This window comes from Flavobacterium anhuiense (assembly GCF_004151235.1).
GTDB lineage: Bacteria > Bacteroidota > Bacteroidia > Flavobacteriales > Flavobacteriaceae > Flavobacterium > Flavobacterium anhuiense_A.
Window position 1 is genome coordinate 160,266 of the sequence record NZ_JUIV01000005.1, and the last position, 25,989, is coordinate 186,254.

The 25,989-nt window shown below is 34.3% G+C and carries 20 protein-coding genes; 6 read left to right on the forward strand and 14 right to left on the reverse strand.

Features of this window, described 5'->3' with window-relative positions:
* Positions 1 to 11 precede the first annotated feature (11 nt).
* The 6 genes from NU08_RS09240 to NU08_RS09265 form a co-directional block, all read right to left on the reverse strand.
* Entirely contained in the window at positions 12 to 815 is an 804-nt protein-coding gene (locus NU08_RS09240; protein WP_129746850.1) for a hypothetical protein, read from the reverse strand.
* Between the two features lie 99 nt (positions 816 to 914).
* Positions 915 to 2,915, reverse strand: coding sequence for a heavy metal translocating P-type ATPase (locus NU08_RS09245; protein ID WP_129746851.1), 2,001 nt, complete (start codon positions 2,913 to 2,915; stop codon positions 915 to 917).
* A 292-nt stretch (positions 2,916 to 3,207) separates the two neighbouring features.
* Positions 3,208 to 4,461 (reverse strand): efflux RND transporter periplasmic adaptor subunit, encoded by a 1,254-nt coding sequence (locus NU08_RS09250; RefSeq protein WP_129746852.1) that lies wholly within the window; start codon positions 4,459 to 4,461, stop codon positions 3,208 to 3,210.
* Positions 4,462 to 4,463: 2 nt separating this feature from the next.
* Positions 4,464 to 5,702 (reverse strand): TolC family protein, encoded by a 1,239-nt coding sequence (locus NU08_RS09255; RefSeq protein WP_129746853.1) that lies wholly within the window; start codon positions 5,700 to 5,702, stop codon positions 4,464 to 4,466.
* A 171-nt stretch (positions 5,703 to 5,873) separates the two neighbouring features.
* A complete protein-coding gene (locus tag NU08_RS09260; protein ID WP_129746854.1) occupies positions 5,874 to 8,993 on the reverse strand; it encodes an efflux RND transporter permease subunit in 3,120 nt (1,039 codons plus the stop codon).
* A gap of 108 nt (positions 8,994 to 9,101) precedes the next feature.
* Positions 9,102 to 9,425, reverse strand: a complete 324-nt coding sequence (locus tag NU08_RS09265; RefSeq protein ID WP_317126351.1) for a DUF6660 family protein — start codon at positions 9,423 to 9,425, stop codon at positions 9,102 to 9,104.
* A 291-nt stretch (positions 9,426 to 9,716) separates the two neighbouring features.
* Between NU08_RS09265 and NU08_RS09270 the strand changes: the two genes are divergently transcribed.
* Positions 9,717 to 10,838: a hypothetical protein gene (locus tag NU08_RS09270; RefSeq protein WP_129746855.1), complete on the forward strand. Its 1,122-nt coding sequence runs from the start codon at positions 9,717 to 9,719 to the stop codon at positions 10,836 to 10,838.
* A 13-nt stretch (positions 10,839 to 10,851) separates the two neighbouring features.
* Positions 10,852 to 11,616, forward strand: a complete 765-nt coding sequence (locus NU08_RS09275; protein ID WP_129746856.1) for a porin family protein — start codon at positions 10,852 to 10,854, stop codon at positions 11,614 to 11,616.
* Positions 11,617 to 11,678: 62 nt separating this feature from the next.
* On the opposite strand, the gene NU08_RS09280 is transcribed toward NU08_RS09275, so the two are convergent.
* From NU08_RS09280 to NU08_RS09300, 5 genes are read right to left on the reverse strand one after another with little or no spacing between them, the layout of a single operon-like run.
* Complete coding sequence (locus NU08_RS09280) at positions 11,679 to 12,272, reverse strand: chemotaxis protein CheB (protein ID WP_129746857.1); 594 nt, start codon at positions 12,270 to 12,272, stop codon at positions 11,679 to 11,681.
* Positions 12,251 to 13,063 carry a CheR family methyltransferase gene (locus NU08_RS09285; RefSeq protein WP_129746858.1) on the reverse strand — a complete coding sequence of 271 codons (813 nt, stop codon included), beginning with the start codon at positions 13,061 to 13,063 and terminating at the stop codon, positions 12,251 to 12,253. The genes NU08_RS09280 and NU08_RS09285 overlap by 22 nt, the downstream gene beginning before the upstream one ends.
* On the reverse strand, positions 13,060 to 13,437 hold the full coding sequence (locus tag NU08_RS09290; RefSeq protein ID WP_129746859.1) for a response regulator: 378 nt from the start codon (positions 13,435 to 13,437) through the stop codon (positions 13,060 to 13,062). The genes NU08_RS09285 and NU08_RS09290 overlap by 4 nt, the downstream gene beginning before the upstream one ends.
* A gap of 17 nt (positions 13,438 to 13,454) precedes the next feature.
* Positions 13,455 to 17,021 (reverse strand): response regulator, encoded by a 3,567-nt coding sequence (locus tag NU08_RS09295; protein ID WP_129746860.1) that lies wholly within the window; start codon positions 17,019 to 17,021, stop codon positions 13,455 to 13,457.
* A gap of 16 nt (positions 17,022 to 17,037) precedes the next feature.
* A complete protein-coding gene (locus NU08_RS09300; RefSeq protein ID WP_129746861.1) occupies positions 17,038 to 18,252 on the reverse strand; it encodes a response regulator in 1,215 nt (404 codons plus the stop codon).
* Between the two features lie 390 nt (positions 18,253 to 18,642).
* Between NU08_RS09300 and NU08_RS09305 the strand changes: the two genes are divergently transcribed.
* Both NU08_RS09305 and NU08_RS09310 read left to right on the forward strand, forming a co-directional pair.
* Positions 18,643 to 19,488, forward strand: a complete 846-nt coding sequence (locus NU08_RS09305) for an SDR family oxidoreductase (protein ID WP_129746862.1) — start codon at positions 18,643 to 18,645, stop codon at positions 19,486 to 19,488.
* Between the two features lie 165 nt (positions 19,489 to 19,653).
* Positions 19,654 to 19,914 carry a SemiSWEET family sugar transporter gene (locus NU08_RS09310; protein ID WP_111369762.1) on the forward strand — a complete coding sequence of 87 codons (261 nt, stop codon included), beginning with the start codon at positions 19,654 to 19,656 and terminating at the stop codon, positions 19,912 to 19,914.
* A gap of 71 nt (positions 19,915 to 19,985) precedes the next feature.
* Here NU08_RS09310 and NU08_RS09315 read toward each other — a convergent pair whose 3' ends face one another.
* Both NU08_RS09315 and NU08_RS09320 read right to left on the reverse strand, forming a co-directional pair.
* Complete coding sequence (locus NU08_RS09315; protein WP_129746863.1) at positions 19,986 to 20,822, reverse strand: hypothetical protein; 837 nt, start codon at positions 20,820 to 20,822, stop codon at positions 19,986 to 19,988.
* 328 nt (positions 20,823 to 21,150) lie between these two features.
* Positions 21,151 to 21,492, reverse strand: a complete 342-nt coding sequence (locus tag NU08_RS09320) for a hypothetical protein (protein ID WP_129746864.1) — start codon at positions 21,490 to 21,492, stop codon at positions 21,151 to 21,153.
* Positions 21,493 to 21,691: 199 nt separating this feature from the next.
* Here NU08_RS09320 and NU08_RS09325 point away from each other — a divergent pair, with 199 nt between their 5' ends.
* Complete coding sequence (locus NU08_RS09325) at positions 21,692 to 24,508, forward strand: PAS domain-containing protein (protein WP_129746865.1); 2,817 nt, start codon at positions 21,692 to 21,694, stop codon at positions 24,506 to 24,508.
* Here NU08_RS09325 and NU08_RS09330 read toward each other — a convergent pair.
* Positions 24,498 to 24,929, reverse strand: a complete 432-nt coding sequence (locus NU08_RS09330; protein WP_129746866.1) for a response regulator — start codon at positions 24,927 to 24,929, stop codon at positions 24,498 to 24,500. The genes NU08_RS09325 and NU08_RS09330 overlap by 11 nt on opposite strands.
* A gap of 233 nt (positions 24,930 to 25,162) precedes the next feature.
* Here NU08_RS09330 and NU08_RS09335 point away from each other — a divergent pair, with 233 nt between their 5' ends.
* On the forward strand, positions 25,163 to 25,663 hold the full coding sequence (locus NU08_RS09335; RefSeq protein WP_129746867.1) for a pyridoxamine 5'-phosphate oxidase family protein: 501 nt from the start codon (positions 25,163 to 25,165) through the stop codon (positions 25,661 to 25,663).
* Positions 25,664 to 25,989: the final 326 nt, after the last annotated feature.

Genomic DNA, 25,989 nt, shown 5'->3' on the forward strand with positions numbered 1-25,989 from the left:
TAAATCAAAAACTATTCTATTCTTTTCTTTTCTTCTTCTTTTTTCTTTTGATAATCTTTGTAATCTTTTAAAACAGCAATTCCGCAAACATAACAGTTTTCATTTCTTACAGTATTGTACAGCGAATTTTCAAAAGAATCAGAAACTTGAATATATAAATGAGTATAATCTGGAAGTTTAAACTTTCTATCGCGAAGTTTATTTAAAATTTTATCACAAATTTCACTATCATAAGGATCAAAATAACGATAACCAATATTTTCGAAATGATAGTAAAATCGTAAATCGCGAATGGCTTTTTTATTTTCGACACTTCTATTTTCTCTTTCTTTTCTATCTTCAGTTCTTCTGGTTAATGCTTCTTGATATAAAAGTGATTCGTATTCTTCATTTAATTTTCTTAAGTCAGTATTTTGTAATTCTATTTCTAAAAGAGATAATACTTGTTTTACCTTTTCAATATCATAAAGATCATCCTTCTTTTTCTTGGCAAAAATTAATTCAAAACCACGATAAATTAATTGAAAAATATCTTCTAAACTTTTTTCATTTGCAAATACTGGTAAAGTTACACTAAGTATATTTTTACCTCTATAAAATCTTGGTAATTTATTAAACCAATCATTATAAATTTCTTTATCTTTTCCTTTTGGTTTATTTGAAAAAAGAGCTAATATAATTTCAATCTCTTTAAAAGGAAATTCTACTCCTTCTGTTCGAAATCTATCTGAAATTATATTTCCTAAATATCTAAAAGGCTCATTAAAAGTACCTCCATATGAGTTAAATCCACTTTTTATAAAATAAATTTGCATTTTTTATTTATTAAAATTTCACAAATTTACTTGTTTGAAAACGTTTAGATGTCTCAATAAAATTAAAAATATATCGAAATAAGACAGAATTTCATACACCTAAAACCTCATCTTCTGAATTCTTACCGCATTCAAAATCGCCAACAACGCCACACCAACATCTGCAAAAACAGCTTCCCACATTGTTGCCAATCCTCCAGCGCCTAGAATCAGCACAAAAGCTTTTACTACAAATGCTAAAGTGATGTTTTGCCAGACAATTTTTTTGGTTTGTTTACCAATGTTAATTGCCATTGCAATTTTGCTAGGTTTATCATCTTGAATAACCACATCGGCAGTTTCTATTGCAACATCGCTTCCTAAACCGCCCATCGCAATTCCAACCGTACTTAAGGCAATTACAGGCGCATCGTTTACTCCATCGCCTACAAAAGCAATCGTTTCGTTTTTAGCTTTAATTTCATTGACTTTATTGACTTTATCTTCTGGAAGCAAATCTCCAAAAGCTTTTGTGATTCCCAATTTATCGGCAACAAACTGAACCACATTGGTTTTGTCTCCGCTTAACATGGTCAATTTTATGCCTAAAGATTTTAGTTTAGAAACGGTTTCTTTTGCATCTGCTTTAATTTCATCTGCAATAGTCAAATAGCCTGCAAATTTTCTATCAAAAGCAATGGCAATTGTAGTATAAACAATTGAGGACGGATCAATATCATACGAAATCAAATATTTATCCAACAATTTAAAGTTACCTACATGCAATTCTTTTCCGTTGTGAAAAGCTTTTAATCCGTGGCCTGAAATTTCTTCAATATCTTTTAATTCTACTGAAGAATCAATTGGTCCAACATGATTGTGGATTGCTGTTGCCACAGGATGCGAACTTTTATTTTCTAAAACATTTACCAGTTTTAATATTTCATCTTTATCAAATTCGGGTTTTATAATTACTTCTTGAACTTTAAAAACACCTTCGGTCATAGTTCCTGTTTTGTCTACCACGACATTCTTAATCGTCGAAATACTGTCAAGGAAATTACTTCCTTTAAACAAGATTCCGTTTCTGCTCGCAGCGCCAATTCCGCCAAAATATCCAAGCGGAATACTAATAACCAAAGCGCACGGACAAGAAATCACAAGAAAAACCAACGATCTATAAAGCCAGTCTGTAAAAACATAATTCTCAACAAAAAGAATCGGAATCAAACAAATTCCAATTGCCAAAAACACTACAATTGGCGTATAAATTTTAGCAAACTTTCTGATAAACAATTCCGCTGGCGCTTTTTTGGTTGTGGCATTTTGTACCAATTCCAAAATTTTAGACAATTTACTGTCGCTGTAAGCTGTTGTTACTTTTACTTCGGCGATTGTATTGCCGTTTATCATTCCTGCCAAAACAGTTTCACCTTTCTTCTTGGTATCAGGTTTGCTTTCTCCCGTTAAAGCAGCTGTATTAAAAGAAGCAGAATCAGATAATAATTCGCCATCCAATCCTAATTTTTCTCCCGCTTTAAGCTGAATAATAGCTCCAATCTGAACGTCTTTGGCTTTGACTTTTACTGCGACATTGTTTTCTAAAACATGAACCTCATCGGGACGTTGATCCAATAGGCTTTTAATACTCGATTTTGCCCTACTAACCGCCATTCCCTGAAAGGTTTCACCAATAGTATAAAACAGCATAACGGCAACACCTTCTGGGTATTCACCAATGGCAAAAGCTCCAATTGTGGCAATGCACATAAGGAAAAACTCAGAGAAAACATCTCCTTTTACAATACTTTCGTATGCTTCTCTCAAAACCGGAAGTCCGACTGGGAGATACGCAATTGCATACCAAACAATTCTAACATATCCTGTAAACCAATCTTGCGGAAAATAATTATCAAAACCAATTCCGATAATCAGTAAAATAAAGGATATAATGGACGGCAGAAACAATTTAAATAGATTACCGCTTGCATTGTGTTCATGGTCATGTCCTCCGTGGTCGTGTCCGTCATTATCAGAATGTACGGGTTCGTCATGTGAACAACAGCAGGAAGGTTTGGCTTTATTTTTTGCAGTTTTTATTTCTTTATCTTGATGTATCATTTTTTCAGTTTCATGTTTCTGGTTTCATGTTTTTGCTGTTCTGAAACTCTGTTTAAATAATGTTCTAAATTTAAGCATTTTGTGGGAAAGTTTATTGCCACAAAGGCACTAAGGCACAAAGTTTTTTTTCTCATTTTTTGTCATTTCTACGAAGGAGAAATCTCCGCGAGAAACTCCACAAAGATTGGATTTTAGGAACGGAGCTACTTGTGGAGATTTCTCCTTCGTCGAAATGACAAATAGTTCGTTTATTCTCTATATAAAAAACTTAGCGTCTTCGTGGCAAAAATAGCTAGTGTGTATGCTCTCCTCCGCCTTTCATTGCTGAAAGCAGATAAAATGCACCTTTTGTCACGATTTTAGCATTTGCAGAAATATCATTTACAAACTTCACTTCGGTAAAACCTAAATCAGTTGTTCCCGGAATTACTTCTATCGCTTTAAAATGCACTTCTTGCTCGTGTACTTCTTCTTTTTCACCTTCTTTATGATCGTGTTTTTCTTCGGCTTTTTCATCTTCTTGAACAAAAACAAAATATTTATCTGCATTTTTGACAACAGCATCTTTCGGAAGCGCTGGAACAGTCGCATTAACAATATTGATATTTGCCGAAACATACATTCCCGGAATCAGACCTTTAGCGTCAGCGGGATCAATTTTAGCGTGAACGGCAACGGTTTTACTTTCGTTAGAAAAAGATTTATTGATTCCGAAAATCTTTCCTTTAATAGATTTATTGGACTGATTTGTTAAGACAAAATCAATCACCTGACCAATTGAAATAGAACCTAAATCTTTCTCATAAACATTCAAATCCAAATGCATTTGACTGTTGTCAACGACTTCAAATAGTGAAACTCCTGTGTTCGCAAAAGCACCTTTAGCAATATTAATTTTTCCAACATAACCATTTATAGGAGAAACAATTGGCACAACTGAAGCAGTTCCTTTTGTATTGACATGCAATGCATCCAGCTTATTCTTTGCCGCTTGTGCACGAGCTCTTTCAGCTGCTAGTTTAGCTTTCACTTCTTGAAAAGTCTTTCTCGGATTGACATTTTCGTCGCTCAAAGTTTTCTGACGATTATATTCTAACTGCAGATATTCCACATTGGCTACAGCCGACTGATAATCTTCCTGCATTCCAATAACTTCCAGATTTTGAATTGTTGCCAAAACTTTGCCTTTGTTTACATACGTTCCTTCCAAAACAAAAATATCCTTAACCGTTCCGCCAATTAAAGTCGAAACTTCAGCCGAATTTTGTGGAGGAACTGTCGTGTAACCATTTGCTTTAATAACTTTATTTAGGTTTCGATCTTCTACAAATCCTGTCTCAATTCCAACTGTTTTAGCTTGAGAAAAGGTTAAAGCTACTTCTGTAGTTGATTTTTCTTCCTCCTGTGGTTCTTCGGCTTTCTTTTCGTTACAACTTGTTAAGGTAACCGCAAAGAGCGCAAAGACAAAACGCAAGGAAATTAAACTTTGCGCTCTTTGCGAAACCTTAGCGCTCTTTGCGGTTAAACTATTATCTATATTTTTCATTTTTAATTGTTTTTGATGGTTGGAAATTGAAGTTCGATGGCACTTTGATTGTAGCTGTGCGTTGCCTCCGCAAATTGTTTCTTAATATCGATTGCTTGATTTAGAAAGCTGATGTACGACCAATAACTCATATCGCCGTTAGCGTAGCTTTTCTGAGCTGTTTCGATAATCTGATCGGCATAATGCAAACCTTCATTTTGAAAATAGGCTAAGTTTTTCTGCTGCTTTTGAAAGTTATTCTGTAATTCTTCTCGTTGCAGATTCAGCATCATTTTGTTTCTATCTAAAGCCAGTTGAGACTGCGAAACACTAATTTCAGCCGCTTTTGCTTTAGTAGTATTAACGCCTCCAAATAACGGAATCTGCAATCCTGCTGTAAAACCCTGAAACAGCGATTCTGTGTTAATAGTTTGTGCAAAATATCCCAAACCGACTTTTGGTGTTCGCAGTGCCTTAAATGTTCCCGCTTCTTTTTGATAAACTGAAATCTGCTGCTGATAAAAATCGGTCATTAGAGCTTCTGCTTTTGTATTTTCCTGATTTTCCATAAAAGTATATTGCAAAGCGGTATTTGAATCAGGAACAATATTTTCATCTGTCTGAATGAAAAACTGTAATTGTTTCTGATAAATAGCCAAATCGTATTCTAACTGCGCTTTCTGCGTTTCAATTTCTTTTACTTTGGCTTTCGCGCTAATTACTTCTATATTTCCGCTTTCTCCTGTTTTAAAACGCAGTTCGGCATTTTTTAGGAATTTCGTATAAATATCATTCAATTCTGAATTGAGTTTTTGAATTGAAACGCCGTACAAATATTGATAATACGCCAATGTAACCGCTTTTTCAATTTCATAAGAAGACAAAGCTTTTCGTTTTTCGGCGAGTTTAGCCAATTCTTCCTGCAATTGTCGGTTGGCTTTTGTAATATTTCCTAACGGAAAAAACTGCTGCACGGAAACATTATGGTCAAAATCGGCACTATTAAATTGACCGCCCTGATACTGCACTTGAAGCGGATCTGGCTGAAAAGCTGCTTTTTTGAGAACGGTTTGTTTTTCGATTTCTTTATCGGCAATTTTTAAGTCGATGTTGTTTGATTTGGCAAGTTCTATGGCTTTTTCCAGACTTATCGTTTGCTGTGCAAATGTTGCTGTTCCTGCCAATAGAAACGCAATTAACCGCAATCCCGATATCCATCGGGAGTAAAACTTTTTCTGTACTTTATTAATTAAATTTTTCATTTTTATAATTTTTGTTTCACGCAGATTTTAAACAGATTTAAGCTGATAAACGCAGATTATTAATTAAAATCAAAATTAAATCTGCTTCAATCTGCAGAATCTGCGTGAAAAATCTTTTTTACATTCAGCAGTAAATTATCTAATAATCTAATTATCAAATTTTCTCATTTACTAATTATCTCTGCGGTTAAATCTCTCCAACAATAAATACAAAATCGGAAGAACGATTAAGGTCAATAGAGTCGCCGAGATTAATCCGCCGATTACTACCGTTGCTAGAGGCTTTTGTACTTCTGCTCCTCCACTTGTAGATAATGCCATTGGAAGAAATCCTAAAGAAGCCACCGCTGCGGTCATTAAAACGGGACGCAGACGTGTTTTGGTTCCGATCAGGATTCTCTGAAACGGATCTGTAATTCCTTCTGTTTTTAATTGATTAAAATATGAAATCAGAACAATTCCGTTGAGGACCGCAATTCCAAATAAAGCAATAAAACCAATTCCGGCAGAAATACTAAACGGCATTCCTCTCAGCGAAAGCGCAAAAACACCTCCAATAGCCGATAACGGAATCGCACTAAAAATCAGCAACGCTTGTTTGGCGCTTTTAAAAGTAAAATACAGCAAGACCAAAATCAGTCCTAAAGCAATTGGCAATGCTACAGAAAGTCTTTTGGTTGCTTCAATCAGATTTTCAAATTGTCCGCCGTAAGTCACATAATAACCTGCAGGAAGTTTGAAACTTTTATCGAGTTTTGCCTGAATTTCTTCGACAACGCTTTTAATATCTCTTCCGCGAACGTTTAATCCAACGGTGATTCTTCGTTTTCCGTCTTCGCGGATGACCTGTACAGGACCTTGTTCGTATTCAACAGAAGCAACCTGAGACAAAGGCACTTGCTGGCCATTTGGAAGCGGAATAAACAAATTGCTTACATCTGTGATATCTCCTCGATTGTTTTCGTCCATTCTAACTACAACATCAAATCTTTTGCTTTCATCATAAATCTTTCCAGCTACTTCTCCTGCAAAAGACGAACGGATAATTTGGTTGATATCAGAAATGTTCAGTCCGTAAAGGGCAATTTTATCGTAATCGTATTTGATAGTAATCTGAGGCAATCCTGTGACTTTATCAGCTTTTAAATCTCCGATTCCTTCAATTCCTTTTATTTTCGAAATCAATTCTGTTGCTTTAGCGTCAAGAATCTCCAAATCATCGCCAAAAATCTTGATGGCAATATCAGATCGGCTTCCCGTCATTAATTCGTTAAAACGCATCTGAATTGGCTGAGAGATTTCGATATTGGCTCCTGGAATAATTTCCATTTCTTCTTTCATGGCATTAGCCAATTCTTCCCAATTACGATATTTGCCTCTCCATTCTTTTTTGTCTTTTAAAACAATAATCAAATCACCACTTTCAATTGGCATTGGATCGGTTGGAATTTCACCGCTTCCTATTTTGGTTACAATGGTTTTGATTTCTGGGAATTTAGCTTTCAGAATCTGTTCGTACTTCGTAGTAGTTTCAACCATCTGCGTTAGCGAACTTCCCGTCATGATTGTGGCATTGATAGCCAAATCGCCTTCTTCGATTGTCGGAATAAATTCTCCTCCCATATTTTGGAAAACGATAAAAGCAAAAGCAAATAATCCAACCGCAACAGAAAGCACCACTTTTTTAAACTCTAAAGCTTTTTTCAATAATGGCGTATAACGGCTTTCTAACCATGCAATCATGCGATCGCTGAAGTTCTCCTTGTGCTCTGTTTTTTTCGAAAGAAACAAAGCGCTCATCATTGGGATATAAGTCAGTGAAAGAATAAATGCTCCAATAATGGCAAAACCAACTGTCATAGCCATTGGTTTGAACATTTTTCCTTCGGTTCCAATTAAAGCTAGAATCGGCAGATAAACTATTAAGATGATAATTTCACCAAAAGCGGCGCTATTTCTAATTTTTGAAGCTGAATTGTAAACCTCAGCGTCCATTTCTTCCTGCGTCAATTCTTTTTTATTTTTGAATTTCTGCAAATGATGCATCGTAGCTTCCACAATAATCACGGCTCCATCGACTATGATTCCGAAATCTATGGCACCGAGACTCATTAAGTTTCCGCTTACGCCAAAAGCATTCATTAAAATAACAGCAAATAGCATTGCCAGCGGAATTACTGAAGCTACAATCAGTCCTGCACGGAGGTTTCCTAAGAATAAAATCAGAACAAAAATCACGATTAAAGCTCCTTCTAATAAATTCTTTGTAATCGTTTTAATGGAATTATCAACGAGTTTTCCTCTGTCAATAAAAGCTTCTGCAACAACTCCTTCTGGAAGGCTTTTGTTAATCTGAGCCATTTTTTCGTGCACACGATTAACCACTGCACTGGAGTTTTCTCCCTTTAACATCAAGACCAAACCAGAAACAATTTCTCCTTTTCCGTCTTTGGTTGATGCTCCGTAACGCAATGCAATTCCCTCACGAACCTGTGCTACATTTCGAACCAAAACGGGTGAACCATTTCGGTTTTTTACCACTACATTTTCAAGATCTTTAATGCCTTTTGCCATTCCGACACCACGAATAAAATAAGTGTATTGATCTTTTTCAATGTAAGCTCCCCCAGTATTTTGATTGTTTTTTTCTAACGCATCAAAAATTTCGGTAATCGTAACGCCCAAACTATTGAGCATATTTGGGTTTACAGCAATTTCGAACTGTTTGAGTTTTCCTCCCCAAGAACTTACTTCGGCGACACCTTTAATTCCCTGCAATTGCGGAATAATAATCCAATCCTGAATAGTTCTTAGTTCAATTGCGCTGTATTTGTTTTCGTAGCCTTTTTTGGCATACACGTCATATTGGTAAATTTCTCCTAAACCTGTAGAAATTGGCGCCAATTCGGGAGAATTTACATAATCAGGAATATTTTCTTCGGCTTGTTTTAAGCGTTGAAATATCTGTTCACGAGCCCAGTAAATGTCTACATCGTCTTCAAAAACAACGGTTACAACCGATAATCCGAAACGTGAAATACTGCGGAGTTCTATTACTTTTGGAACTGTTTTTACAGCTCTTTCTAAAGGATAAGTTATTAATTGTTCGACTTCCTGACTTGCTAATGTTGGTGCAGTGGTAATAATCTGAACCTGATTGTTGGTTACATCTGGCAGGGCATCGAGCGGTAATTTTTTAAGCGAATAGCTTCCCCAAGCAATTAGCACAAGGGTAAATAATAGTATAACGAATTTGTTTCGTATACTAAACTGAATGATTTTATCTAACATTTGAATATATAATGACGTGAGAAATTAGACAATTAAATTGTCTGTAAATGTGTGGAAAGTCCACAACTCTCTCGCCCGTTTCCGATTTTTATCGGACAGGCATAATCATTATGCTATCTGAGGGGGTTGCCAAATACTTCCGTAGAAATTAGAAGTAAAAACAGAATTGTAGCTTGGTAAAGCTATTGAAATTTGATTGTATACTTTAGGAAATTCGAAAATTACAGCAGAATGGTAACTTAAAACTTGCGCGCCACAACAATTGCAGGCACAAAATGGAGAACATAAATCATTTGTTTTATCATGCGAATGATTGTCTTCTGACGCAAACTGAGCTGTTTTATGCATAGCACTGTTTACTTCCATATCTGCACATGGCATATTAGATAATGCCATCAGGTAAATCGACAATATGATTGTTATCCATTTCACAGGTGTAAAAATACAATTTTCCAATTAAATATTAATGTCAAAATTAAAAATAATCTCTTCAGTAATGGTCTGAAAATTATTTCATTAGTTTTTTATTTTATCTAAAAAAATTGTGCGAGGTAAGAAAATTTCGTTAACTTTAACAATAATTTTAACAATTCTTTAAGTTCCCTAATTTTAAATCCTAAAAAATCATTTTCTATAAGCCAAAAAAATAACAAAGATTTCTTTACACAATTAGTACCATTTATTTTTCGCAGTTTAATTAATTAATTTTAAATATTCTAATCAATGAAATGTAATACACTAATATCAGCCTCTTTATTATTTTTCAGCATGCAAATTTTCGGACAGGTTTATACCGATAAAATTGTAGGAGAAAAAAATCAACCGTTAAAAGACAGTCTTAAAACAGAAAAATATCCTTATGCTCTTCCTATTTGGGGAGAAAAAGTAGCTCAAAAAGGCTACAAACTTCCTTATTCTGCCGGAGTTTCTGTGAATTATTTCTGGCAGGAATCTGAAATTGTCATTAATGATTTAAATATTGGGTTTAATCATGGCCCTCAATATAACTTAGATGAAATTGTACGATTTGATAAATCAACCGTTGAAGCTGGGGCACTTACTATAAGACCAGATATATGGCTGCTTCCTTTTTTAAATATTTATGGAATTTTCGGAAAGGCCAAAACGGCAACTAAAATTAATGCTGGCATTTGGGTTCCGGACGCAGATAATAATTGGTCTGAAATTGCAAATTTCAGCACCAAAGCAAATTTTGATGCTACCACTTTTGGTATTGGTATGACACCAACAATTGGTATTGGCGGTGGCTGGCTGGCTCTGGATATGAATATGGCTTGGACTGATATTAGTTCGCTAGATAAACCCGCTTTTTCTTATGTTTTTGGCCCAAGATTAGGAAAAACATTTAAATTCAATAAACCAGACACAAATATAGCGATTTGGGTTGGAGGTTTCAGAGTTCATATTTCTGGAGATACTAATGGAGACTTGCCTTTATCAGATTTTATTGATCTAAGCAGTGCTCAGGCTAAAGTGGACAACGGGCTTCAAAAAGTATCTGAAAATCAAACAAAAGTAGATAATTGGTGGGATGGTTTAACTCCTGCTGAACAAAAAAATCCCGTTAATATTGCCAAACATAATACTGCCGACAGAGCTTTAGAAAGAGCTGGAACATTCCTGGCAACTCTGGACGGCGCATTGAGCACAGCCTCAGACTCATCTGTTCAATATTCACTTCAAAAAAGACCTAAAGATATGTGGAACTTTATTATCGGGTCTCAATATCAATTCAGCAAGCATGTTATGTTTCGTGCAGAATGCGGTTTCTTAGGCTCTCGTACACAAGTTCTGGGCAGTCTTCAGTACCGTTTTGGACTTTAAATTCATGAATTGTATGAAAAAAGGTTTTCTAATCCTTATCACATTTTTTAGCATTACTACGGCGCAGTCGCAAGTTTTGATTTCCTTGATATTTGGAGACAAACTCAATTCGGAATTTTTAGAATTTGGTCTGGAAGGTGGCGCTAATTTTTCTACCATTTCAAATATGGGATCTTCTGCCTTAAATCCAGGTTTTAATCTTGGTTTTTATTTTGATCTCAGATCGAGAAAAAATCCTGCTTGGATGATCAATACGGGAGTAATTGTAAAATCGCCAATGGGTGCAAAAGACATTCCAGTGTATTCATTGAATGATGAAAATCTGGACAATACTTTTGCCGGCGGACATGTCAATCGTGAAATTCGTTATTTTAACGTTCCGATATTAATTAAATACCAGTTCAAAAATAATATCTATCTTAAAACAGGGCCACAATTTGGTTTATTGGCCAAAGCCTTTGATGAGTTCAAAAACGAAATCAACAAAGACGACGTGGTTTATAAGAAAAACATCAGAGACCAAATTCATGTTATAGATGCCGGACTTGCCTTTGGCGCCGGCTATCACATGAATGTTGGGAACGGTTTAAATATTACAGTTCAATATTACTACGGACTTGTTACAGTAATGAAAGGAGACGGTCCAAATAATCAATATAACAGATCTTTATATGTTACCGCAGGATTGCCTATTGGAAAAGGAAAAGCAGCACAGAAAAGAGCTCAGAAAGAAGCTGAACTTAATAAAGTGGTTCTTCCTGAAGATGAAAAAAATTAAGAGATTGAAGATTTTAGATTTCTTTCATCTGAAATCAAAAATCGTTAATCAAAAATCGTTAATCAAAAATCAGTAATATTAATTTCTTTAATAAATTCAAGAATTTCTTCGGTTTTTAAAACAAAATCTGGAACTGTATGTAGAATTGCATTATTAGGCATAAAAGGCATTTCTGCAGAAAGCGGATTCTGCACTACACTTATACCGCCAGCGGCCTGAATTGCACGAAGCCCAATTGTTCCATCTGAATTGGAACCTGAAAGCAATATTCCAACCAAATGTTCACTATATATTTCTGCAGCCGACTCAAAAGAAACATCTATGCTTGGTCTGCTATAATTTACTTTTTCTGAAGTGTCTAATGAAAGTGTTCCGTCTTTCTCAAACAGTAAATGATAATTGGAAGGTGCGATATAGAGAAAACCAGATTCTAGTTTTACTTTGTCTTCTACTTCTTTTACAATGATTTTAGATTTTAAAGCAATTAAGCTTTCTAAGGTTTGCTCGTCTGAGTTTTTTCTGTGAACTACAATTACAACAGCAAATGAGATTGATTTTTCTATAAAAGGCAAAATCTGCAATAATGCCTGTAAACTTCCAGCCGAACCTCCAATTATTACTACTTTACAATTTGTTATTCTTTTATTTTTCTCCATATTTTCTCTTTAGCAAATTGTTTGTATTTGGTTTGAGATATAGAATACTTTATCGTTTCTTTTGTTCCGAGTGCCAAAAAACCCAAAACGGCCAGACTGTCATCAAATAGATTAACAACTCTTTTTTGTAGATTATTATCAAAATAAATTAAAACATTGCGGCATAAAATAAGGTCAAACTCATTAAATGAAGTGTCTGAAACTAAATTATGCTGTGAGAAAACCATTTTCTCAGAAAGGCTTTCGTTAAACTTTGCGAAGCCGTAATTGGCAATATAATAATCTGAAAAATCATGCAGACCACCCGCATCACGATAATTATCGGCATAATCTTTTATCATTCGCAACGGAAAAATACCGCTTTTGGCTGTTTCTAGCACCGAAGCGTTTATATCTGTTGCGTATAATATAGATTTATGCAATAGTCCTGCTTCTTTTAGCATAATCGCCATCGAATATACTTCTTCTCCCGTAGAACACCCTGCATGCCAAATACGGATAAAAGGCTTGGTTCCTAATAACGGAAGGATTTCTTTTCTAAGTGTAAGGTAAAATGACGGATCACGAAACATCTCTGTCACGTTGACCGTAATTTCGTCAATCATTCTTTTGCAATATTCTGGATCTGTACGGACTTTAGACAAAAAATCATGAAAATGCTTAAATCCATCCAAAGTAAAAACCCTACTTACACGTCTTTTGAGTGATGCTCTGGAGTAACTTCCAAAATCAAAACCGTAATATTCGTAAACATCATTTATAAGGGTTTCCAGTTCAATATCTTCAATCATAATTCATTTAAATTTCCTCCCAAGATCTGAAGTAATTTATCAACATCTACAGGTTTTGAGATGTAGGCATCTGCTCCAGCTTGTAAACATTTTTCTTTATCTCCTGCCATTGCCTGTGCTGTTACGGCAACCACCAATGTAGATCCTTGTGATGGAATTGCTTTTATAAGCGGAATTGCTTCATAACCATCCATTTCAGGCATCATCATATCTATCAAAACGACATCTATCGATGAGTCTTCTTTTAATATTTTTAAAGCTTCTTCGGCACTTAGACAAGATACACAATCATAAGATTTTGCTTTTAAGGTATTTACCATAGCAAAAATATTCCTTGAATCATCATCTACAATCAACACACGTTTTTTTCCCATTTAAAGCATTTTAAAGATTAGATTTTATCATAAAGCCATACTCGCAGCAATGATAACAGCTGGTCAACATCTACAGGTTTTGTAATATAATCTGAGGCTCCAGCCTTAATACATTTTTCTCTATCACCGGTCATTGCTTTGGCCGTTACTGCTATTACTGCTAAGTTAAGAAATTTAGGATTGCTTCTTATCTTTTCCGCTGTTTCATAGCCGTCCATATTTGGCATCATCATGTCTAACAATACAACATCTGTGTCTGGATTTTCATCCAAAATTTTGATGGCTTCTTTTCCGTCAAAAGCCGTAATTACATTCATTTTAAATGCTTCTAGAGCTTTTGAAAGCGAATATATATTTCGCACATCATCATCTACAATCAATACTTTTTTCTCAAACAGAATGTTGTTTAGCGAATTCAGTTTCTTATGGTTCTCTTTTTGACTATTCCCATCTTTCTTTTCTTCAACCAAATGAAGGAAAAGCGAAACCTCATCAAGCATTCTTTGGTATGAATGTGCCGTTTTTACAATAATAGAGTCAGCATATTTTCTGATCTTTAATTCTTCTTTTATCGACAAACTTTTTCCTGTAAAAACAATTACTGGCAGATTCTCTAATCCTGGACTTTTCTTCACGCCATCCAGAATCTCATACGCTTGCTTGTCTGGAATTCCCATATCCAGAATCACGCAGTCTACTTCTTCTTTGCTTAACGCCGATAAACCTGCCGAAACTTCACTTTTAATTTCAGAATTGATATTATAAGTTTCTAAGAAATAAGCCAATGCCTTTGCATGTTTTGGGTTATCTTCGATAATTAAAACCTTTTGAGATTCTTTATTGATAATATGTTCGATACGCATAAAAACCTCAGGAATTTTATCAAAAGCAACTGGTTTGTCTAAGAAATCTACAGCTCCTTTCAATAAACTCTCTTGCTTTAATTTGTGCGATGACATAATATGCACCGAAATATGTTTGGTTTGAGAATGATTTTTCAATTCTTCCAAAACTTCCCAACCACTCTTAATTGGAAGTTCAATATCCAATAGAATTCCGATTGGTTTATAGATTAAAGCAAAGTTCAACGCATAATCTCCTCTCACGGCAACCACTCCCTTGTAACCTTTTTTCTGAGTAAAAGCTAGTAACGATTTGGCAAAACTGATATCGTCTTCTACAATCAGAATCACTTTATCTCCTTCTACGATTGAATCTCTGTCGTCTTCAATTTCTTCTGGTACAACTTCGCTAATATATTTTGGTTTTACCTCTTCGCTTTCGGTGGTTTCTTCAACTTCTTCTGCATGCGGAATTTTATTAACCGAAACTTTATTGATTGCAAATCCAAAAACTGGAAGGCATAATGTAAATGTACTTCCTTCATTGACTTTACTATTCAGGATGATTTCTCCTCTTAACAATTTAGCCAATTCACGACTAATTGATAATCCTAAACCAGTTCCGCCATATTTACGTTTTGTTGAACCATCAGCTTGTTGGAAAGCTTCAAAAATTAAAGGCTGTTTTTCTAACGGAATTCCGATTCCGGTATCTTTTACAATAAAGCAGATTATTTTATCATCGTCTGTATCTACCTTAATTTCAAGAGAAACAGTTCCTTTTTCGGTAAATTTAATGGCATTTGAAATCAAGTTTTTCAGAATTTGCTCCAAACGCATTTTATCTGTTTTAATAACAATCGGCGCTTCTTTGGCAATAATTTCAAAATTAATTCCCTTCTCTTTTGCCACCATATAGAACAAATTATGAAGGTTATCTGTAATTTCTTTAGTAGAAACGTCCAAAAATTCGAGATCCATTTTACCAGCTTCAATCTTAGATAAATCCAGAATTTCATCTATTAATCCAAGCAAACTGTTACCTGAACTCTGAATTACTTTTGCAAATTCAATTTCTTCATTATTCATCGTTTTATTGTTATTTTCAGACAATAAACGGCTCAGCAATAAAATCGAATTCAGCGGTGTTCTCAACTCATGCGACATATTTGCCAAAAACTCAGATTTGTAGCGAGTTGTCAGCTCTAAAGCTTCAGATTTCTTTTGAATTTCTGTATTTTTCTCTTCTAATAAAACACTTCTTTCTGATAATTCTTCGTTGGTTTGTTCCAATTCCTCCTGCTGTACGCGAAGTTCTTCCTCCGAAGCCTGCAATTTTTCGGTCTGCGCTTCCAACTCTGCGTTTATGGCTTCCAATTCGCTATGCTGAATTTGCAATTCTTCTGCTTGAGATTTAGTTTCTTCAAGAAGTTCCATTACTCTTTTACGGTTTTGCGTTGCTTTCAAAGCAATTCCGATATTATTGGCAACCATATTTAAAAACTCTAACTGCAGCACAGAAAAACCATAAATACTCGCCAATTCAACTGCACCTTCTACTTTGAAATCCATTAGCGGAAGCGCCACAATATGAGTTGGCTTAATTTCTCCTAAGGCATAATTGATTTGAATATTATCTGGCGAAAGTGATTTCAATTCGAGCATTTTACCCGAAACAATTGCTTGCCCAATAAGCCCTTCACCTTTTTTAATGCGTTCTCTATTTTTACTTGGTATATAACTGTAGCCTCCAGAAATTGCCATTTCTTCTCCATCAACAACATACAGAACTCCAGCGCTACTATTGGTATATTGGCATAAAAATTCGATAACGTCTTTAGATAATTTCTGAATGGTTTTTTCGCCCAGCATTTTATCATTTAAAGCTGCAACTCCCGACTGAAGCCATTCTTTTTGAGATAATAACTCGAAAGAATTTTTCAACGAATCTTTCATTTCGTGAATAGATGTTCCTAGAGCACCAAGCGTATCGCCTTTTCTGTCATCAATCTGAACATCATAATTTCCTCTCGAAATCTGAGACGCAATTCCTCCAATGACTTCAAGCCTTTCCGCAGTTTCTTTATCTTTATTGATCAATTCCTGCTGTAATAGAGATCTTTCGTTATAATCTTTCAGAATTCTAATCATGAAAACAATAGAAATAAGAACGGCAATAACAAAAGCAATAACAATCAAAATCAAGCTGTAAGTTCCGTAACGTTCTGAATTTGAGTTACGTTCTTGCAAAAGATTTTGTTCTGTATTTTCAATTTTCTTGATGATCGCTCTTATCTCGTTCATCATATTTCTTCCCTCATTCAGATCAAAAATCAACGTCTGCTTGCTTAAACGTTTTTTTACAATCTGATTGTTTAAATATTTAAAGAAACCTGAACGTTTTGTATTTAATTCTTCGAGCAGCTTTTGCTGTGAAGGATTATCAGACGTCAATTTATCTAATTTTTCAAAATAACTATTTGATTTGGATTCAGAGTCATTAAAACGATCTACAAACTGCTCGTCTCCTGTAAGTAGATACCCTCTCATGCTAGTTTGAGCTTCTGTTATAATCGACGAACCTTCATTTAGGTTATAAATTACATCTTGGGTATGATTGACCCAAAAGTTACTGTTTAATAAACTTTTGATACTAATAAATGAAGCTACAGAACTAATAGTAAGCACAAGAAGTGAAACCAGTGAACTAATTAATAAGTTTCTTTTAAAATTACCATTCATATATTTCTAAATTATTTTATTCGTATTTTAAAGGAAGTACAATGATAAAACTTGCACCTTCTCCCTGTTTGCTTTTAGCCGTGATTAATCCGTTATGTTTTTCTATGATTTTCTTTGCAATTGCCAATCCGATTCCAGTTCCTTCATAGGTTTGGCGGTCATTTAAGCTTTGAAAGATAATAAAAATACGGTCAAGGTAAATTTCATCAAAACCAATTCCGTTATCTTTTACTGTAATTCTGCAAAATTTTCCTTCTGGAGAAGTCGGACTTTCGATTGTTTTCTCTAAAATGGTTTCAGAAGTAATCTCTATTATCGGTTTTTCTTCATTTCCAGAAAATTTCAAAGCATTACCAATCAAATTTTGAAAAACCTGGCGCATCTGACTCGGAATACTATCAATCGTTGGAAGTTCGTTGGTTTTTATTACAGCATTTTTGCGTTCTATGAGATAATCAAAATCTCCAAGCACTTCTTGCAAAACCACATTTAAATCTGTTTTTTCAGGTTTTACCTGCGCCGAAAGTCTGGAATATGCCAAAAGATCGGTAATTAAAGTCTGCATTCTCTCTGCCGATTTTATAGTTCGGTCTACATAATCTACTGCTTTGTCGTCTGCTTTTAAGTAAAGGTCTTTTATAATTTTAATGAAAATTTGGATTTTACGGATAGGCTCATTCAAATCGTGGGAAACAACCCAAGAAAACTGCTGCAGTTCATGATTTCGGAGTTCTAATTCTTCATTTTTCTGAACCAGTTCTTTGGTTCTTTCTGCAATTTTGATTTCCAGATTATCCTGCGCCTCTTTTCTAATCTTGATTTCTTTAGAAAGCAGGTCTTTCATCGCTTTCAATTCGTTTTGCTGTTCGTAGATTTTAAGGAAGGTCTTTACTTTAAGAATGAGTAAATCGCTATCTACGGGTTTTGTAATGTATTCAACAGCTCCTGTTTCGTATCCTTTAAAGATGTATTTTTTCTCAGTATTAAGGGCCGAGAGGAAAATAACAGGAATATCTTTTGTACGCTGATTTCCTGAAAGGATTTTTACCACTTCAAAGCCGTCAAGTCCGGGCATTTGAACATCCATAATAATCAGGCAGTAATCTGTCTTAAGAATTTTTTTAAGAGCTTCTTCTCCAGATTCGGCACTATCAACATCGATATTATGCAGCTCTAATGTTTTTTTTAGGGCGATAATATTTGCCCTTATATCGTCTACAATTAATACCATGATGGAAAGCTAAATCGGTTGTAAATCAAAATACTTAATTTTAAAATATTATAAAAATTTTCTTATTTTTCAAACAAATTGTAAAATCATTTCGTAAAAAATGATGTGGAAATTCTCAAATGTATAAAAAAAATAACGGGCAGGTTTTTTATTTAAATTGAAAATAGTTACAAAATTCCCATCTTTTGCAATCCTTTTAAATCTACTACGTGATTGCTAACCTATTAGAAATTCATTATTATTTTAACATTTTACAAGAACAGGTGTATTTTCATACATGATTTACCATTTTTGCTTTGATTGAGCTAAACAAAATTTCTTTTAAGACAAAGCTATTTTTAGTTATCAAGTAATTTTAAATAACATACAAAGCCTAAAAAGATTGAGATCATGAAAAAGAAACAAACATTTCCCGAACAGAAACAGAATCTTCCCGGAAACGAACATATGATGAATCCGGAACCTGAGATTATTAGAGAAAATTATGTTGGCAGCGGTAAATTGCTAGGCAAAACAGCTTTTATTACAGGAGGCGACAGCGGAATCGGCCGAAGTGTTGCCATACATTTTGCACGCGAAGGCGCCAATATTGCAATTGTTTATTTGAAAGAAGATAAAGATGCACTCGAAACAAAAGTCTTGGTCGAAAAGGAAGGTCAGCAATGTCTCTTGATAAGCGGCGATCTTAGAGATGAAAAGTTTTGTAAAAGTGCTATTAAAAAATGTCACACCACTTTTAAAAGTCTCAATATCATTGTAAACAATGCAGCGACTCAGTTTCCGCAAAACGAGTTAGAAAAAATAACTGTTAATCAGCTTCATAAAACCTTTGAAACCAATATTTATCCTTTTTTTTATATTACCAAAGCGGCACTTTCATTTCTAAAAGAAGGCGACACAATTATCAATACCACTTCTGTAACAGCTTTTCGCGGAAGCGAACACTTAGCAGATTATGCCAGTACAAAAGGCGCGATTGTAAGTTTTACGCGTTCTCTTTCGACTATGCTGGCCAAAAAGAAAATTCGCGTAAATGGCGTTGCACCAGGACCTATTTGGACACCTCTGATTGTAGCAAGCTTTGACAAATTGTCTGATTTTGGAAAAGATAATCCGATGGAAAGAGCGGGACAGCCATCAGAAGTGGCGCCTGCTTATGTGTTTTTGGCTTCTCAAGATAGCAGTTATATTACAGGGCAGTTTATTCATATTAATGGCGGGGAAATGGTAGGTTGATTTTTTAAAGGTTCAAAGTGGCTAAGTGGCAAAGGTTCAAAGTTTTTTCACTTTGAGTATATTTCCCATCTGGTTTGTCATACAAACCAAGGATAAATTACACATGAAACTTTGTGCCTTTGCGCCTTTTTACCTGTGGAACTAAAAAAATGAAAAAATGAAAAAATGAATTACATAGACATCATAGGCCTTTTTGCTGGAGCGTGTGTTACGATATCGACAATTCCGCAAATTCTGAAGGTTTGGAAAACCAAAAAAGTAAAGCAGATTTCGCTTAAAATGTTTGGTACGCTTACTTTCGGAATTGCGATTTGGGTGGTTTATGGCATTCTAAAAAACGATCTTCCCATAATTATCACCAACAGTATATCTCTGATTTTAAATCTTATAATGGTTTATTTTATTCTTTATTTTGAAAAAGAGTAAGTTATAAAAAGAAAAAAACAGCTCGATCAAAGCTGTTTTTTTTTTGAAAGTGAAGGTTATAATAATGCTTACTAGCTAGCTAATTTTTGATTGTATGGTTCTAATTCTAATAATTTTCCTTTTAGTGTTCGTGCTTGCAAATTCCTTTTAAGATATAAAGCTGGTGCTATAATGTGCCCAAAACCTATATCTGATAGTTTCTTAATTTCACTCAACTGTTTAACAGCAAAGTTTAAAATTGGCACAAATGGCGTCAGATAATTATAACTATGCTGCGCTATCTCTAGTTCCAATATTTCTCGCAAAATGCTTTTCATTAACACATAACGAAGTGCTCCTTGGTTTGGAAGTATTTTAAGTTTTTGTGATTTATCTTCAATTTTGTGATTTTTATCTCCTATGTAAATGTAATTTCCAGAATTGCTTGTAAATATTTTTTTTACTTGCGAAACAAAGTCAATTTCTTGATTTTCGATTGTTGTTGGCATCCCGATTATTGAAAATTGAATCTGCTGATGACTTTGAAAATACAATACACTATTAATCGTAGAAGAATTACTCAAAATACCTGATTGCTGTTTTTTAAGACAATTAATCGCGCCATTGGCACCAAAGCTATGCAAAACATTTCCATTCTCGCAATACGCAAAAAATACAGGTGAAAACGGATTTGATTCAATACTTAAACTAACCTCTTGATTGAAAGTTAAATCAAAACTTAGATATGACATCTCTTTTTCAAAACGAACGCCAGTAATACTCCCTTTTGCCCATTTTGATTTAATTGTCAATTTGTATTCATTGACATTCACTTTATTGACGTTCACTTTTAAGTTTCCGCCAAAACTTTCTTTTAAATTATTAAAAACAGCATCAAAGCTTCCAGTATTTATGTAAAGTTTTTTCATTATATGGTTGTTTTGGTTTAACGAATCAGTTAGTAATTATTTACGTACAAAAACTAACTTTGGTTTTTACTTCATTTCTATAATCCAAATTTCGTTCATATTGTCGGTCAAATCTTTATAGAATTTTGTAGAGATATTTCATAATTTTTATTTAAAGTTGCTGAGATACTAAGTTGCTGAGTTTCTAAGATTTCAAAAAACAGTGAGAAAAAAACTTAGCATCTCAGCAACTTAGTATCTTAGCACCTAAAAAAAAAGCAGCTGCCTCAAATAAATTTGAAACAACTGCTCATCAGCAAAATAAAAATACCAATCTATTTTTATCCTTTTATGTTAGTTCGTTTATGTCTGCATTTTTAGAATAATTGGCTTTTGGAATATCTTTAAAAAATTCGGCTTCTTCTAAATCGGCCATTGGACCATATCCTAACAAATGCGTTCCCTTTCTTTTATCTTTTGTTTCTATAACATACAAAATCGACATATCATCAGGATCGCTCATTCCTTCATATCGATGGTGTGCTACAATAAATATATCTTCAGGTTTATAAGATTCTTTAGTTTCTGCGTCTATTAAACGATCATTTTCGAATAGATAGCTGGCAGTATAACCTTCATCCTGATATCTCTTTATATTGTCGGTTTCATGTTTTGAATCTTCTCGTTTCATATCTTTTAACTTTATCTGTTTATCAAATTTCCGTATAGAAACAAGATAAAATTAACTCAATTGATTTTAATGTTGCCTCATTCAAAAATCGCCTTCAAATGAATATTTATTTTTTCTTAATTTTAGCTAAGGCTAATTTGAATCACTAGAAAATATTGAAAAATTAGCTGATTTTGAGACCAATAAATACAACCTTTAAATGAATAAAAACTATTCTTTTCTGGCTAATGGAGGAGAAATGGGACAACTAACCCGTGCTAAAGATTGGAGCAAAACGGCTGTTGGACCAATAGAATTATGGCCACAGAGTCTGCGCACTACTTTAGGAATTCTTTTAAACTCCAAATTCCCCATGTTTCTGTTTTGGGGACCGGACCATATATGCTTTTATAATGATGCTTATCGCCCAAGCTTGGGAAACGATGGCAAACATCCTTATATTCTTGGTGAAAAGGGTGCTGAATACTGGCCTGAAATCTGGGATTTTATAAAACCTTTAATAGATCAGGTGTTGGATAAAGGAGAAGCAACATGGCATGAAGACCAGTTGCTGCCAATTTACAGAAATGGCAAAATGGAAGATGTTTATTGGACTTTTAGCTATAGTCCCGTAAATGATGAAAACGGAAATACAAATGGTGTTTTGGTAATTTGCAATGAAACTACCGATCAAGTGCTTACGCGCAAAAATCTGGAAGAAAGCGAAAGACGCTTTAGAAATACAGTCAAACAGCTGCCTCTTGGAATCTGCATTCTAAAAGGACCAGATTTTATTACCGAATTGGCCAACACAACTTGTCTTAATATTGTAGATAAAAAAGAAAGCGACATTTTAAATAAAACTATTTTTGATTCGCTTCCTGAAATCAAAGAAGCCATTTATCCTTTATTAAAAAATGTATTTGAAACTGGTGTTCCTTATTTTCAGGACGAATTTGCCTTGACTCTAAATCGTTACAACCAGCAAGAATTAGCCTATTTTAATCTCGTCCTATATCCTTTAAAAGAAGAAAATGATAGAATCACAGGAGTTATAGTCGTTGCCTATGAAGTAACAGCAGAAGTAAAAGGAAGACATTTGCTTACCGAAAACGAGATTGCTTTTCGCAGTATTGTAATGGAATCTCCTATTGCAATGGCCATTTTTAGAGGAAAAGATTATGTAATCGAAATGGCCAATAATGCCATGATGCGTGATATTTGGCAAAAAGAGGAAAAAGATTTTATAGGCAAGCCTTTGTTGGAAGTTTTTCCAGAATTGCGCAATCAGAAATATCCTGAATTATTGCATGAAGTTTTGGTGAATGGAAAAAAAATTCGTGAAAACGAAGCCATCGCTTATGTTAATATTAAGGGAAAGCTTAAAAAATTCTACCTTGATTATCAATATACAACATTATACGAAAAAAACGGAAAAGCTTCAGGAATTATGTGCACCGTTTATGATGTAACCTCCAAAGTGAAAGCTAGAAAAAAAGTAGAAACTACAGAAGAAAGAGCACGTTTAGCTGCTGAAATTGGACAAATTGCTACTTGGGATTTAAATCTTCAAACCAAAAAATTAATTTATAGCGATAACATTCTAGATATCTTCGGATTTGAAAAAGGCACTAAAATAGTACATGAAGATGTTCGAAGCCGTATTCTTCCTAAAGATGAACATATTGTCAAAGAAGCTTTTGCAAAAGCGCTAAAGGAAGGCATTTACAAATATGAAGCCCGCATTTTAAAAGTCGACAATTCGATAGGATGGATTAAAATGCATGGCAAAATCTTTTTTGATGAAAATAATAATCCGTCAAAGATGATTGGGACTGTAATGGATTTTACCGTAGAAAAAAATATGCAGCATGTGCTAATTAAAAGCGAGAAAAAATTTAGACTTCTTGCCGATTCTATGCCTCAACTCATTTGGACCAGTGACACTTTGGGCAATCTAAATTATTTTAATGAAACCTTTTATAATTATTCTGGACTATCAAAAGAAGAAATTGAAAAAAATGGCTGGCTCCAGATTGTTCATCCTGACGACCGCGAAGAAAATGTGAAGCTATGGATGGAATCTATCAAAACGGGACATGATTTTCTTTTTATTCATCGTTTTCAGCGCTATGACGGCGAATATAGATGGCAGCTCAGTCGTGCAATTGCTCAATTGGACGAATCTGGAAAAGTGCAAATGTGGGTGGGAACTAGTACCGACATAGAAGAACAAAAAAACTTTACCAATCAGCTGGAACAACAGATTATGGAACGCACAACACAACTGGAACTCAAAAATAGAGATCTTGTCAACATGAATATAGAACTGCAGTCATTTGCTTATATATCAAGTCATGATCTTCAGGAACCTTTGCGTAAAATTCAGACTTTTGCAAGCCGACTAGCCGATTTGGATGAACAGAATATTTCTGCGAATGCCAAAACCTATTTAGCTAGAATTGAATTTTCGGCAAAAAAAATGCAAAATCTCATACAGGATCTCCTCACCTATTCTCGCACTAATTCTGCCGATCGTGTTTTTACAAAGGTTAAAATTGATGAAATTGCAGAAGAAGTCATAAGCGATTTTTCGGATCGAATTGAAGAAAAAAATGCCATTGTAGAATACCATGATTTGGGAGAAGCTACTCTTATACAATTTCAATTTAGACAGCTGCTTCATAATTTGATAGAAAATGCCTTAAAGTTTTCACATCCTGGTATTCCTCCAAAAGTAAAAATATCTGTTACAAAAGTGGATGGAAAATTGCTTCCAAATGCTGAATTTAAAGCGTACCATCATCTCCAAGTTTCAGACAACGGAATTGGGTTTGAACTTATTTATAAAGAAAAAATATTTGAGGTTTTCCAGCGTCTAAATACTGAAAGCGAATACAAAGGAACAGGAATTGGTCTTGCCATTGTGAAAAAAATCGTAGAAAACCACAAAGGATTTATCACCGTTTCGAGCGAAAAAGGAAAAGGTTCTGTTTTTAATATCTATATTCCCGATTTATCTGAAATCAATATTTAAACACAAAATTGGATTGGTTGGGAATAAATTTTTTCCAGTCAATCTGCATGGCGTGTTCTATAGCTTTTATGATATCACTCATTAAAACTGGTTTGGTAATAAAACAGTTGGCTCCAAGATTAAGACATCTTTCAATATTGCCAGGTTCACTTGATGTTGAATAAATTACAACAGGGATATCTTTTTTATCATCAGATTTTCGAAGTTCTTCTAAAACATCAAACCCATTTTTTCCTGGCATATTTAAATCCAAGAAAACAACAGAAGGAACAACAGAAGGATCAGAAATTGCGTTCAAGAAATTTTGCCCTCCAGAGTAGGTTTGTAACTTAATATTATGAGGAATAGATTCTACGGCATCTGCAAAAATACATAAATCATCTTCGTCGTCATCAGTATAGAATATAGTAAAATCTGTCATGGTATTTTAGGCTTAGAAATTTTAATCTTTCAAATATAATGCAATTTTATGTAACAAATCAGCTTTAGAGTTAATTTCTTACAAAAAAATGAATTGAAATCTCATAATTTATAAGCTTAATTATATAATCCAAAAAAGTGCAAAAAGCGCCAACTTTACTTTTAGAATTTTATCAGACAATATCTATTTGTTTGTCAAACAATTAAATATAAAAACTTTAAAAATATAATGTTATGGGCGATCATAAAGACCTTACAGATGAATTTGCAGTAGACAAAATAAAAGATCTTGCTGCGCATATTAAAACTTGCATGTTTTGTACATATAACGAATACAGATTGCAGTCTCGACCAATGTCTGTTCAGAAAATTGACGATTTGGGAAACCTATGGTTTTTATCGGATCGAAACAGCGGTCAGAATGCAGAAATAACCTTAAATCCAATGGTTGAGATTTTCTTTGCAGAACCGCATGATAAGTTTCTAACGCTTCATGGAACTGCTAGCATTTCGTACGACAGAGAAACTATAGAGAAATTATGGGATCCGGTAGTAAAAATATGGATGCCAGGCGGAATAGATGACCCAAATTTAAGTGTCATTAAGGTAGTTCCAGAAGATGGATATTATTGGAATAATAAAAACGGAAAAATGGTTGCCATTGCAAAAATGACAGCTGCTTTTATTACAGGAAAAACGATGGATGACGGAATTGAAGGAAGTTTGAAATTGTAGTTTTTTTTAACTGCAAAGTTTTCTTTTAACCGCAAAGAGCGCAAAGTATACGCAAAGTTCGCAAAGAAATTATCTTTTACACTTTGAATATACTTTGCGCTCTTTGTACTTATTTTTTATGTTTACGCGCAATCATTTTCTCGCAGATTTTGCAGATCATGCAGATTTACTATGAGAAAAGTATTCTGCAGATTAAAAAAATCTGTTTAGATCTGCAAAATCTGCGAGAAAGAAAAATTAACTACAAAAAAAAAGCTTTGCGATCTCTTTTTAATCTGCATTAAGCGCTCAAAATAAAAAAGCTTAGCGTTCTCCGCGCTAAAAAA

Coding starts and splice junctions, on each gene's coding strand:
- NU08_RS09255 (WP_129746853.1), bottom strand. CDS start 5,702: ATGAAAAATTTAATTAATAAAGTACAGAAAAAGTTTTACTCCCGATGG.
- NU08_RS09285 (WP_129746858.1), bottom strand. CDS start 13,063: ATGATTGAAGATATTGAACTGGAAACCCTTATAAATGATGTTTACGAA.
- NU08_RS09250 (WP_129746852.1), bottom strand. CDS start 4,461: ATGAAAAATATAGATAATAGTTTAACCGCAAAGAGCGCTAAGGTTTCG.
- NU08_RS09300 (WP_129746861.1), bottom strand. CDS start 18,252: ATGGTATTAATTGTAGACGATATAAGGGCAAATATTATCGCCCTAAAA.
- NU08_RS09315 (WP_129746863.1), bottom strand. CDS start 20,822: ATGAAAAAACTTTACATAAATACTGGAAGCTTTGATGCTGTTTTTAAT.
- NU08_RS09260 (WP_129746854.1), bottom strand. CDS start 8,993: ATGTTAGATAAAATCATTCAGTTTAGTATACGAAACAAATTCGTTATA.
- NU08_RS09290 (WP_129746859.1), bottom strand. CDS start 13,437: ATGGGAAAAAAACGTGTGTTGATTGTAGATGATGATTCAAGGAATATT.
- NU08_RS09240 (WP_129746850.1), bottom strand. CDS start 815: ATGCAAATTTATTTTATAAAAAGTGGATTTAACTCATATGGAGGTACT.
- NU08_RS09320 (WP_129746864.1), bottom strand. CDS start 21,492: ATGAAACGAGAAGATTCAAAACATGAAACCGACAATATAAAGAGATAT.
- NU08_RS09310 (WP_111369762.1), top strand. CDS start 19,654: ATGAATTACATAGACATCATAGGCCTTTTTGCTGGAGCGTGTGTTACG.
- NU08_RS09305 (WP_129746862.1), top strand. CDS start 18,643: ATGAAAAAGAAACAAACATTTCCCGAACAGAAACAGAATCTTCCCGGA.
- NU08_RS09335 (WP_129746867.1), top strand. CDS start 25,163: ATGGGCGATCATAAAGACCTTACAGATGAATTTGCAGTAGACAAAATA.
- NU08_RS09330 (WP_129746866.1), bottom strand. CDS start 24,929: ATGACAGATTTTACTATATTCTATACTGATGACGACGAAGATGATTTA.
- NU08_RS09280 (WP_129746857.1), bottom strand. CDS start 12,272: ATGGAGAAAAATAAAAGAATAACAAATTGTAAAGTAGTAATAATTGGA.
- NU08_RS09275 (WP_129746856.1), top strand. CDS start 10,852: ATGAAAAAAGGTTTTCTAATCCTTATCACATTTTTTAGCATTACTACG.
- NU08_RS09245 (WP_129746851.1), bottom strand. CDS start 2,915: ATGATACATCAAGATAAAGAAATAAAAACTGCAAAAAATAAAGCCAAA.
- NU08_RS09325 (WP_129746865.1), top strand. CDS start 21,692: ATGAATAAAAACTATTCTTTTCTGGCTAATGGAGGAGAAATGGGACAA.
- NU08_RS09295 (WP_129746860.1), bottom strand. CDS start 17,021: ATGAATGGTAATTTTAAAAGAAACTTATTAATTAGTTCACTGGTTTCA.
- NU08_RS09270 (WP_129746855.1), top strand. CDS start 9,717: ATGAAATGTAATACACTAATATCAGCCTCTTTATTATTTTTCAGCATG.